Source organism: Azohydromonas lata NBRC 102462, from assembly GCF_001571085.1.
Taxonomy (GTDB): domain Bacteria; phylum Pseudomonadota; class Gammaproteobacteria; order Burkholderiales; family Burkholderiaceae_C; genus Azohydromonas; species Azohydromonas lata.
The window spans coordinates 44,271-54,215 of record NZ_BCTC01000039.1 but is presented as its reverse complement, the minus strand read 5'-3'; the positions used below and the strand labels follow the sequence as shown (position 1 = coordinate 54,215).

Genomic DNA, 9,945 nt, shown 5'->3' with positions numbered 1-9,945 from the left:
GGTGGGGCGCATGAAGATGGACGAGGTCACCCGCGGCGTGCTGCCCTTCATGGCCGCGCAGTTCATCGTCATGTTCCTGATGGTGCTGTTTCCCTCGCTCGTCCTCGTCCCGGCGCGCTGGCTGGCGAGCTGATTTCCACGCTCCCAAGCTCCCTTGAAGTCATGAACGGAGTGATTCGCATGAACCGTCCCCTGTCCCTGGCCCATCTCACCGTGCTGGAGCTTCCGCCGCCGCAGGTGGTGGAAACCGCGGCCGCCGCCGGCTACACGCACGCCGGCATACGGTTGCTGCCTTCGGCGCCCGGTGGCCTGGCCTACCCGCTGATGGACGATCCCGCCCTCTTGCGCGAGACGCGCAGCCGCCTGCAAGACACGGGCATCCGCCTGTTCGACCTGGAAATCGTGCGCCTGGGTGCGGACTTCGACGTGCGGGCCTACCAGCGCTTTTGCGAGGTGGGGGCGGAGCTGGGCGCGCACACCATCCTGGTGGGCGGCGACGACCCCGAGCCGGCGCGCCTGGCCCAATCCTTCGCCGCGCTGTGCGAGCTGGCACGGCCCTTCGGTCTGCACCCGAGCATCGAGTTCATGCCCTGGACGGCGGTGCCCGACGTGGCCAGCGCGCTGCGCCTGGTGCAAGCCGCCGGTCGGCCGGCCAATGCGGGCATCCTGGTCGATGCGCTGCATTGGGCGCGCTCGGACAGCCCGCTGCCGCAAGTCGCGGCCTTGCCCCGCGAGCTGCTGCACTACGCGCAGGTGTGCGACGCGCCGGCGCAAGTGCCCACCACCGTGGAGGGCCTCATACACACCGCCCGCTGCGAGCGGCTGCTGCCCGGCGAGGGTGGCATCGACCTCCCGGCGCTGTTGTCCGTGCTGCCGCCGGAGCTGCCGCTGAGCGTGGAGATTCCGCACCACGTCCGCGCGCCGCAGGCCGGCGCCCTGGGCTGGGCGCGGCAGGCGCGCGACGCCACGCTGCGCCTGCTGGGCTGACGGGTGCGGCGCGAGGGCGCGCCGTTCTTCAGCCTATGTGCGACACGCGCTCCAGCTCCGAGCGCAGCAGCCGCACCAGGGCCGGATCAAACGTCTGCAGCGCACGGTCGGCCACGGGCTGCACGGCCTGGCGCATGCGGTCGAGCTCGGCCGGCGCCACCTCGTTGATCACCATGCCGGCGGCCTTGAGCTCTTCCATGGCCTTGCGCGCCTGCTCGCGGCTGACCTGCCGCTGGTAGTCGCGCGCCTCCAGCGCCGAGGCCTGCAGCAGCTTGCGCTCGTCGGCCGAGAGCCTGTCCCACAGCTTCTTGCTGACCAGGACGATGATCACGCCGTAGGCATGGCCGGTCAGGCTGGCGTACTTCTGCACCTCGTAGAGCTTGGCCGAGCGCGCCACGAGCAGCGGGTTCTCCTGCGCGTCCAGCGCCTTGCTTTCCAGCGCGCCGTAGACCTCGCCGAAGGACATGGGCACCGGGTTGGCCTTGAGCGCCTTGAACATGTCGATGAAGATGGGGTTCTGCTGCACCCGGATCTTCAGGCCCTGCACGTCCTCCAGCTTCTGGATGGGGTGGCGGCTGTTGGTGATGTGGCGCAGGCCGTTTTCCCACATCGCCAGGCCGACCAAACCCTTTTCCGGCAGCTTGGCCAGCAGGGCCTGGCCAAAGGGGCCGTCCATGAGGGCATCAGCCTGCGCGGGGTTGCGTATCAGGTAGGGCAGGTCCAGCAGCGTGAACTCGCGGACGATGCCCGCCAGCGTCGCGGAGCTGGGCACGAACATCTCCTGCACGCCCCCGATCAGCGCCGACTGCTGCTGCAGCTCCGGGCCCAGCGCCAGCGCGGGATAGTCCTTGACCTTGAGCTTGCCCGCGCTCTTGGCGGCAACGATCTCGGTGAATTTCTTGGCGCCCAAGCTGATGGGGTGATCCGCCGGCACCGTGGTGCCGATGCGGATGGTGCGGTCCTCCACCTGGGCTTGGGCGGCGCCGCCCAACAGCAAGGCGGTGGTGGCGAGTGCCGTGCGGCGCGTGATGCCGGAAGGGGTCACGAGGTCTCCTGAGCGGTTTTGTCGGGCAACCTGAAATTCTAGGGTTCGCCCGGCGGCGGCCCCTCGCGGTGCATCAAGCTGGTGCGGCTTGCGGCCCTTGCGGCTCTCCTGCCTTCAGGGCGCCACGGGCCAGCAAGGCAGCTCGACACGCACTTCGGACGCTTGCGGCCCGTGCGTGCGCTCCACCAGCGTGAGCCGCCGCGTCGCACGCTCGCGCAGGAGCACCGTGGAGCAGCGCGTGCCGTAGTGCGGCATGTCGATGAACACGGACGACAGGTAGCGCTCCACTTCCAGCGGCACGCCCGTGGCGGGCAGCGCGGCGTCCGGCGCGCGGGTGCGATCGCCCAGCGCCGCCAGCAGCACGACTATCAGCGCCTCGGTGTCGCCATGCCGCTCCAGCGCCAGCGCCAGCTCGCGCTTGAGCTGCACGGTCTTGGGCCAGGGCGTGTCCAGCGCGGCGTTGGAGAGGGCGTGCAGCCCCGGCCGCAGCGCGTGCGGGGCAGGGTGGTCGGTGCCGGTCCAGAAGAACTCGCCGCGGATGAAATCGGCTGCCAGCAGGTTGAACGGGTTGTGGCCGGCCTCGCGCAGCGCTTCGCAGAAGGCAGCGCCGTCGCTGCCGCCGTGCAGCCACTGCGTGACGATCTCGCCGCGCGAGGGTGCGTCCGCACGCATGTCGCTTGGGCGGCGCACGTTGGTGAGCAGCGCCAGACGGCCGACGTCGTTGAGGCCGAACCAGGTGCCGCCGGCGCGCAGGTCGCGGCCGGCGAGCGTGCCGTCGGCCCAACGGTGCAGGGCGGCGGCGGGGCGGTCCAAAAACTCGTCGCGGTTGGCGGCCAGGACGAGGTCGAAGCGCGGATGCGCGTCCCAGGCCAGCGCTACCAGGCACATGGCTCGAACACCTCCACGTGTCGCGTGCTGGCCACCAGCAGCGCCAGCGCCGTCGCGGCGGCGTGGGCGATGTGCGCCTGCACCGCCTCGTCCACGCCGCTTGGGCGGGCGTAGGTTTCCATCAGCGTACGCTGGCCGGCGACGTCTTCACTTTGCGGCCGCTGCAGCAGCTCGCAAACCAGATCAGGGTGCGCGCGCTGCAGCTCGGCTTGAAACGTCCGCACGGCTTGCCCACAGGCGGCCAGGTCGGCCAGGGCCACGCGGTAATACACGTACAGCCGGCGCCCGTCGGGGGCGCCGGTGACTTCATTCGGCATCCAGGGGCAGCTCGTAAGGCAGCGGCGCGGGCCGCAGGGCCGGACCATCGGGCGCGCGCAGGTGCAGCGAGGGCGCCTGCAGCGCGGCGATCTTGAGCTCCACCAGCACGGCGGTCTGGCCTTGCAGCGTGGCCGAGTCCATCACCAGGCCGGAGGGCTGGCCCGGGTCGTCGCCGGCCGTGAACACCTCCTGGCCCGGGGCGGCGTCGGCCGCGGCATCGAACAGGAAGGCGCGGCGCTTGGTCGTCCCGCGGTACTGGCTGCGGGCCACGACTTCCTGGCCGGGGTAGCAGCCCTTCTTGAAGCTCACGCCGCCGACCAGCTCCAGGTTGATCATCTGCGGGACGAACTGCTCGGACGTGGCTGCCACCACGCGAGGCAGGGCGCTGCGCACTTCCAGCCAGCGCCAGGCGTCCTCGGACAGCGCCGGCAGCTCCGGGGCTTGGGCAGATGCCAGCAGCCAGCGCGGCACGCCGTCCACGTCCGGCAGGCGGATCACGTCGGCGTCCTGCACGCGGGCGCGCTGCCAGGGCTGTTGCGGCGCGGCGTCGCCCAACCAGGCGGCGGCGCTTGGGCCGGCCAGGCCGTAGAGGCGCAGATCGGAGGCTTCGGCCAGCTTGCACTTGGCGCGCAGGACGAACATGGACAGGCGCTTGACGGTGGCGGCCAGCACGTCGGCGCTGCAGGCCAGCAGGATCTCGTCGGCCGTTGGGCGCCAGAAAATGAAGCTGGCCAGCAGCCGGCCCTTGGCGGTGCAGTAGCCGCCCAAGCGGGCAGAGTGGGCGTCCAGCGTGTTGACGTCTTGCGTGAGCTGGCCGTGCAGGAAGGACGCGGCATCCTCGCCGCTGGCTCGCACCAGGCCCAGGTGCGTCAAAGGCGCGGCACCGTCGAAGGTACCTGCCTGAATGAGGGTGTCGGTCATGCGGCCATTATGATCAGCGGCTTTGGCCCGGGCGGTGTTGGTGTGGTGATGAAGCGGATCTTGCTGGTGCTCGCAGGGCTGGCGGCCCTGGCCGCGTTGGGTGCCGGCGGTGCCGCATGGTGGTGGCTGCAGCGGCCGCTGACGCTGGCGGGCAACTCGGTGGAGTTGTCCATCGAGCCCGGCACCTCGCCGCGCAAGGTGGCGCAGGACTGGGTGCAGGCCGGCGTCGAGACCTCCCCCGACTTCCTCTACCACTGGTTCCGCTGGTCGGGCCTGGCCCGCCAGATACGCGCGGGCAGCTACGAAATAGACCGCGGCACCACGCCGCGCCGGTTGCTCGACAAGATGGTGCGCGGCGACGAGGTGCTGGAAAGCGTGCGCTTCATCGAGGGCTGGACCTTCAGGCAGTTGCGGGCCGAGCTGGCGCGCGCCCAATCGCTCAAACCCGCCACGGCCACGCTCAGCGATGCGCAGCTCATGGCCGCGTTGGGCGCGCCGGGCGTGGCGCCGGAAGGGCGCTTCTTTCCCGACACCTACGCCTACAGCCGCGGCGTGAGTGACCTCACCGTGCTCAAGCGTGCGCGCGCCGCCATGCAGCGCCGCCTGGAGCAGGCCTGGGCCGAGCGCCCGTCCGACTCGCCGCTGCGCAGCCGGGACGACTTGCTCATCCTGGCCTCCATCGTGGAAAAGGAAACCGGCCAGGCCGCCGACCGGCCCAAGGTGGCGGCCGTCTTCCTCAACCGGCTGCGCGTGGGCATGCCGCTGCAGACCGACCCGACCGTGATCTACGGCTTGGGCGAGCGCTTCGACGGCAACCTGCGCAAGCGCGACCTGCAGGAGGACACGCCCTTCAACACCTACACCCGCAGCGGGCTGCCGCCCACGCCGATCGCCATGCCGGGGCTGGAGTCGCTGCGCGCCTCGGTGAAGCCGGCGCCGACCAAGGCGCTGTTCTTCGTCTCCCGCGGCGACGGCAGCAGCGTCTTCAGCGACAACCTCGCGGACCACAATCGGGCCGTCAACCAGTACCAGCGCGCGCCGCGTGGCGCGAGCGCGCCCTGACAAAACACCATTGCTTGTGAACCACGGTTTCATCACCTTCGAAGGCATAGACGGTGCGGGCAAGAGCTCGCACATCGAGGCCCTGGCGCAGTGGCTGCGCGCGCGTGGCCGCGAGGTGCTGCTCACGCGCGAGCCCGGCGGCACGGCGCTGGCCGAGCGGCTGCGCGAGCTGCTGCTGCACCAGCCCATGGACGCACTCACCGAAAGCCTGCTGGTCTTCGCCGCGCGGCGCGACCACCTGCGCCAGGTCATCGAGCCGGCCCTGGCCCGCGGCACCACCGTGCTGTGCGACCGTTTCACCGACGCCACCTTCGCCTACCAGGGCGGCGGCCGCGGCTTTGACGGCCAGGTGCTCGTCCAGTTGGAAAGCTGGGTGCAGCAAGGCCGGCAGCCTGACGTGACGCTGTGGTTCGACCTGCCTCCCGCCGTGGCGGCGCAGCGCCGTGCGGCGGCCCGCGCGGCCGACCGCTTCGAAAGCGAAGACGAAACCTTCTTCACCCGCGTGCGCGAGGGCTACGCGGCCCGCGCTGCGGCGGCGCCGGGACGCTTCATTCGCATAGATGCGCTGCAGCCGCGCGAGGCCGTGTGGGCGCAGATCGCCCAATCGCTTGAGGAGCGCGGCTGGTGAGCGCGCCGCTGCCCTGGCTGGAGGCGCCGCTGCAACAGGCGCTGCGCCAGCGCGCGCACGCGCTGCTGTTCCACGGGCCGGCGGGCGTGGGCCAGTACGAGTTCGGCTTCGAGCTGGCCAAGGCGCTGTTGTGCGAGGCGGGCGGCGAGGGCGCCCACCGCCCCTGCGGCCGCTGCCCGTCGTGCCACCTGATGGACACGCACGGCCATCCGGACTTCAAGCTGCTGCTGCCGGAAGCGCTGCGCGAGCCGCTGGGCTGGCCGGAGGAGGAGTCGCGCAAGAAGGACGCGAAGCCCAGCAAGTGGATTCGCATCGAGGAGGTGCGCCAGGCCATCGACTGGTCGCACCAGAGCGTCTCGCGCGGCGTGGCCAAGGTGCTGCTCATCCATCCGGCCACGGCCATGCAGGAGGCCAGCGCCAATGCGCTGCTCAAGACGCTGGAGGAGCCCGCGCCCCAGGTGCGGCTGCTGCTGACGGCCACCGACCCCGAGCTGCTGCTGCCCACCATCCGCAGCCGCTGCCAGCGCCTGGCGCTGCCCATGCCGCCGCGCGAGGCGGCGCTGGCCTGGCTGCAGGAGCGCGGCGTCGCGCAGCCGGCCGTGCTGCTGGACGCCGCGGGCGGGCGGCCGCTGGAGGCGCAGGCGCTGGCGGGCGAGGGCGTGGATGCCGCCGCCTGGGCCGCACTGCCGCAGCGGCTGCGCTTGGGCGACGTCACGGCGGTGGCGCAATGGCCGCTGCCCCGGCTGCTGGAGACGCTGCTCAAGCTCTGCCACGACCTCATGGCGGTGGCCGCCGGCGGCGCGCCGCGCTACTTCCCGGCCGACGCCCTGCCGTCCGGCGCCGCTTTGCCGGCGCTGGCCCAATGGTCGCGCGAGCTCACGCAGCTCTCGCGCCACGACGAGCACCCGTGGAACGCGTCGCTGCTGGCCGAATCGCTGGTGGCACAGGCCGCGGCGCTGTGGCCCGCGGCCCGGCCGGCGGCGGGTGCCCGCCCGCGCGTCACTACACTGGGCCGCTGATGAACGCCACCTCGACCCCCGACGCGCCGGCTCCGGCGCAGCCCACGCTGGTGCAACTGGTCTTCAGCGACCGGCAGGCTTTGAGCACCACCTACATCCCGCTGTTCACCGAAGGCGGCCTGTTCATTGCCACGGCGCATGAGCACCGGCTGGGTGACGCCTTCGAGCTGCTGCTGACGCTGCCCGGCGAGACCGAACGCCGCACCGTGGCCGGCAAGGTGGCGTGGATCACGCCGGCGCATGCGCCCGGTGGCCGTCCGCAGGGCGTGGGCGTGGCTTTCAACGGCAGCGAGGAGTCGCGTGCGGTCAAGGCGCTCATTGAAAGCCTGCTGGCCGATTCGGCTGGGGCGCGCTCCACGCAGGTGTTCTGATGTCCGCTCGCGGCCGACCCGGCCGCGGCGCTTGATTGGTTTGATTGCGATGTACGTCGATTCCCACTGCCACCTGAGTTTTCCCGAGCTGCATGCGCGGCTGGACGAGATTCGCGCCGCCATGGCCGCCGCGGACGTGGACCGCGCGCTGTGCATCTGCACCACGCTGGAAGAGTTCGAGGCCGTGCACGGCCTGGCGCTCGCACACGACAACTTCTGGGCCAGCGTCGGCGTGCACCCCGACAACGAGGACGTGATGGAGCCCACCGAGGGCTACCTCTGCGAGCTGGCCGCACGCCCGCGCGTGGTGGGCATAGGCGAAACCGGGCTGGACTACTACCGGCTCAATGGCCGCTCCATGGCCGACATGGAGTGGCAGCGCGAGCGCTTTCGCGTGCACATCCGGGCGGCGCGCGCCACAGATAAACCGCTGATCATCCACACGCGCAGCTCCAGCGAGGACACGCTGGCCATCCTGCGCGAGGAGGGCGGCGAGCAGGCCGGCGGCGTTTTCCACTGCTTCACGGAAACCGAGGCCGTGGCCCGCGCCGCCCTGGACCTGGGCTTTCACATTTCCTTCTCCGGCATCCTCACGTTCCGCAATGCGGCGGATTTGCGCGAGGTCGCCAGATTCGTGCCCATGGACCGGCTGCTGATCGAAACCGACAGCCCGTATCTGGCCCCCGTGCCGTACCGCGGCAAGGTCAACCAGCCGGCCTACGTGCCGCACGTCGCGGCGCAACTGGCCGAGCTCAAGGGCTGCAGCGCCGAGGACATCGGCCGCGCCACCAGTACCAATTTCGAGCGGCTGTTCAAGGTCGCGGCAGCCGCATGAAGCCGGGGTTGATCCGGCGCCGGGCGATGGCCGGCATCGCGGCGGCGTGCCTTTCGAGTGGCCGCCTGGCTTGGGCCGGCAGCTACGAGGATTTCTTCAAGGCGGTCGAGCGCGACGACGGGCTCACCGTCACGGCGCTGCTCAAGCGTGGCTTCGATCCGAACTCCCGCGACGAGCGCGGCCAGCCGGCGCTGACCTTGGCATTCAAGGAAGACTCGCTCAAGGCCGCCGCGGCGCTGTGGGCACATCCGCAGTTGGACCTGGAAGCCGTCAACGCCGCCAACGAGACGCCGCTGATGATGGCCGCGCTGCGCGGCCATGTGGAATGGATGCAGCGCCTCATCCAGCGCGGCGCACAGGTGCACCGCGAGGGTTGGGCGCCGATTCACTACGCCGCCTCCAGTCCGGAGGTGGAGCCGGTGGAAGTGATGCTCAAGGCCGCAGCGCCCGTGGACGCGCTGAGTCCGAACGGCAGCACGCCGCTGATGATGGCCGCGGGCTACGGCGCCATCGATGCCGCGCGGCTGCTGCTGCGCCGCGGCGCGGATGCCAAGCTGCTCAACAAGCGCGGCATGAGTGCTGCGGATTTCGCCAAGTCGGCGGGACGGGACGGCCTGGCCGACGAGTTGAGCGCCGCGATGCGCCGTTGACAGCCGGTGCAGGGGCCTCTACGGCTCCACACATAAAACCACGGCAATGCGTATTATGTTAAATAACGCATTCACCGCGGGATGAAGCCTGCTTGCTTTCCACGCTCCGGTCCTCTCCGCAGTACTCCGGGTCTCTTTCCTGCCCACGCTTTAGCAACACTCTTGGCCCGCTACGCTTGGCACATGAAGCAATCAGAGGCATCGCTGCAATCACTGTTGTTCGATGACGTGCCCGCAGTCGAGAAGACTGCGGTGCTGCCGGCCCTGCCCTCGTCCGAATGGCTGGAGTTGGCGCACGCGCTCAACGAGCGCTGGCAAGGACGGCTGCACTTGGGGACTTCTTCTTGGAATTTCACCGGCTGGGCCGGCCTGGTGTGGGCGCAGGCGTATCCGGAAGCACGGCTGTCGCGCGAAGGTCTGCCGGCCTACGCCGCGCATCCATTGCTGCGCACGGTGAGCCTGGACCGCGCCTTCTACCGGCCGCTGGACGCCGCCGGCTACGCGGCGCTGGGCGCGCAGGTGCCGGCTCACTTCCGCTTCGTGGTCAAGGCGGCGGCGCTGGTCAGCGACGCCGTGCAGCGTGACGGCGGCGGCCGTGCCGAGCGCAGCAATCCCAATTTCCTGGATCCGGGCCTGGCGCTGGAGCAATGCCTGCGTCCGGCCGTCCAAGGCCTGGGCGACAAGCTGGGCGTGCTCGTGTTCCAGCTCTCTCCTTTGCCGCCGGCTTGGTTGCACGACCCGTTGCGGCTGGAGCAGCAACTGGAGCGCTTGTGGCAGGCCTTGCTGCCGGAACTGCCCGCGGACAGCCGCTTGGCGCTGGAGTTGCGCGACCCCGAACTGCTGCAGCCCTGGCTGGCGGCTCACCTGAAAGCCTTTGGCGTGCGCTACTGCGTGGGCCTGCACGACCGCATGCCCGTCATAGACCGGCAACTGCCCATGCTGCGCGCCACATGGCCTGGCGACTTGGTCTGCCGTTGGAACCTGCAGCTCGGCCAAAGCTATGCCGGCGCCAAGGATCGTTGGGCGCCCTTCGACAAGCTCGTCGCACCGGATTTGCCCACTCGCCAAGGGCTGGTGAAAGTGATGGCCGGCACCTTGTCCGCCGGCCACAGCGTCTACGTGACCGTGAACAACAAGGCTGAGGGCTGTGCGCCCTGCTCCGTGCTGGAGCTGGCGCGCGCACTGGCCGCGCTGCCAGCCTGAGAAACCGGCACATAGAAC

At 70.5% G+C, this 9,945-nt stretch carries 12 protein-coding genes and 1 pseudogene; 9 read left to right on the top strand and 4 right to left on the bottom strand.

All coding sequences use genetic code 11. The features are described 5' to 3' along the window. Positions 1–133 (top strand): annotated as a pseudogene (locus tag ALA01S_RS34805) (L-dehydroascorbate transporter large permease subunit); the annotation flags it as partial. 47 nt (positions 134–180) lie between these two features. After that, positions 181–987 carry a sugar phosphate isomerase/epimerase family protein gene (locus ALA01S_RS15060; RefSeq protein ID WP_066337732.1) on the top strand — a complete coding sequence of 269 codons (807 nt, stop codon included), beginning with the start codon at positions 181–183 and terminating at the stop codon, positions 985–987. Positions 988–1,015: 28 nt separating this feature from the next. On the opposite strand, the gene ALA01S_RS15055 is transcribed toward ALA01S_RS15060, so the two are convergent. The 4 genes from ALA01S_RS15055 to ygfZ form a co-directional block, all read right to left on the bottom strand. Next, positions 1,016–2,032: a TRAP transporter substrate-binding protein gene (locus ALA01S_RS15055; protein ID WP_238455813.1), complete on the bottom strand. Its 1,017-nt coding sequence runs from the start codon at positions 2,030–2,032 to the stop codon at positions 1,016–1,018. Between the two features lie 114 nt (positions 2,033–2,146). Then, the gene (locus ALA01S_RS15050) at positions 2,147–2,920 is read right to left on the bottom strand and encodes an NRDE family protein (protein ID WP_066337731.1); all 774 of its coding nucleotides are present in this window, start codon (positions 2,918–2,920) and stop codon (positions 2,147–2,149) included. Beyond that, positions 2,908–3,237, bottom strand: a complete 330-nt coding sequence (locus ALA01S_RS15045) for a DUF4936 family protein (protein ID WP_066337730.1) — start codon at positions 3,235–3,237, stop codon at positions 2,908–2,910. The genes ALA01S_RS15050 and ALA01S_RS15045 overlap by 13 nt, the downstream gene beginning before the upstream one ends. Further along, entirely contained in the window at positions 3,227–4,159 is a 933-nt protein-coding gene (ygfZ, locus tag ALA01S_RS15040; RefSeq protein ID WP_066337728.1) for a CAF17-like 4Fe-4S cluster assembly/insertion protein YgfZ, read from the bottom strand. Before ygfZ ends, ALA01S_RS15045 begins: the two co-directional genes overlap by 11 nt. Positions 4,160–4,207: 48 nt before the next feature. On the opposite strand from ygfZ, the gene mltG reads away from it, so the two are divergent. The 7 genes from mltG to ALA01S_RS15005 all read left to right on the top strand — a co-directional run bounded on the left by mltG (position 4,208) and on the right by ALA01S_RS15005 (position 9,927). Next, the gene (gene mltG, locus ALA01S_RS15035) at positions 4,208–5,221 is read left to right on the top strand and encodes an endolytic transglycosylase MltG (protein ID WP_066337750.1); all 1,014 of its coding nucleotides are present in this window, start codon (positions 4,208–4,210) and stop codon (positions 5,219–5,221) included. A 10-nt stretch (positions 5,222–5,231) separates the two neighbouring features. Continuing rightward, positions 5,232–5,849 carry a dTMP kinase gene (gene tmk / locus ALA01S_RS15030; RefSeq protein WP_066337727.1) on the top strand — a complete coding sequence of 206 codons (618 nt, stop codon included), beginning with the start codon at positions 5,232–5,234 and terminating at the stop codon, positions 5,847–5,849. After that, entirely contained in the window at positions 5,846–6,868 is a 1,023-nt protein-coding gene (locus ALA01S_RS15025; protein ID WP_238455812.1) for a DNA polymerase III delta subunit-related protein, read from the top strand. Before tmk ends, ALA01S_RS15025 begins: the two co-directional genes overlap by 4 nt. Further along, complete coding sequence (locus tag ALA01S_RS15020; RefSeq protein ID WP_066337748.1) at positions 6,868–7,239, top strand: PilZ domain-containing protein; 372 nt, start codon at positions 6,868–6,870, stop codon at positions 7,237–7,239. Before ALA01S_RS15025 ends, ALA01S_RS15020 begins: the two co-directional genes overlap by 1 nt. 49 nt (positions 7,240–7,288) lie before the next feature. After that, positions 7,289–8,074, top strand: a complete 786-nt coding sequence (locus ALA01S_RS15015; protein WP_066337725.1) for a TatD family hydrolase — start codon at positions 7,289–7,291, stop codon at positions 8,072–8,074. After that, entirely contained in the window at positions 8,071–8,724 is a 654-nt protein-coding gene (locus ALA01S_RS15010) for an ankyrin repeat domain-containing protein (RefSeq protein ID WP_066337724.1), read from the top strand. The genes ALA01S_RS15015 and ALA01S_RS15010 overlap by 4 nt, the downstream gene beginning before the upstream one ends. Before the next feature lie 183 nt (positions 8,725–8,907). After that, complete coding sequence (locus tag ALA01S_RS15005; RefSeq protein WP_218011477.1) at positions 8,908–9,927, top strand: DUF72 domain-containing protein; 1,020 nt, start codon at positions 8,908–8,910, stop codon at positions 9,925–9,927. Positions 9,928–9,945 lie beyond the last annotated feature (18 nt).

What these genes read in the sequence shown, in the direction of transcription:
- ALA01S_RS15045 (WP_066337730.1), bottom strand. Translation starts at nt 3,237, where the DNA reads ATGCCGAATGAAGTCACCGGCGCCCCCGACGGGCGCCGGCTGTACGTG.
- ALA01S_RS15020 (WP_066337748.1), top strand. Translation starts at nt 6,868, where the DNA reads ATGAACGCCACCTCGACCCCCGACGCGCCGGCTCCGGCGCAGCCCACG.
- ALA01S_RS15050 (WP_066337731.1), bottom strand. Translation starts at nt 2,920, where the DNA reads ATGTGCCTGGTAGCGCTGGCCTGGGACGCGCATCCGCGCTTCGACCTC.
- ALA01S_RS15015 (WP_066337725.1), top strand. Translation starts at nt 7,289, where the DNA reads ATGTACGTCGATTCCCACTGCCACCTGAGTTTTCCCGAGCTGCATGCG.
- ALA01S_RS15010 (WP_066337724.1), top strand. Translation starts at nt 8,071, where the DNA reads ATGAAGCCGGGGTTGATCCGGCGCCGGGCGATGGCCGGCATCGCGGCG.
- ALA01S_RS15060 (WP_066337732.1), top strand. Translation starts at nt 181, where the DNA reads ATGAACCGTCCCCTGTCCCTGGCCCATCTCACCGTGCTGGAGCTTCCG.
- ALA01S_RS15005 (WP_218011477.1), top strand. Translation starts at nt 8,908, where the DNA reads ATGAAGCAATCAGAGGCATCGCTGCAATCACTGTTGTTCGATGACGTG.
- mltG (WP_066337750.1), top strand. Translation starts at nt 4,208, where the DNA reads ATGAAGCGGATCTTGCTGGTGCTCGCAGGGCTGGCGGCCCTGGCCGCG.
- ygfZ (WP_066337728.1), bottom strand. Translation starts at nt 4,159, where the DNA reads ATGACCGACACCCTCATTCAGGCAGGTACCTTCGACGGTGCCGCGCCT.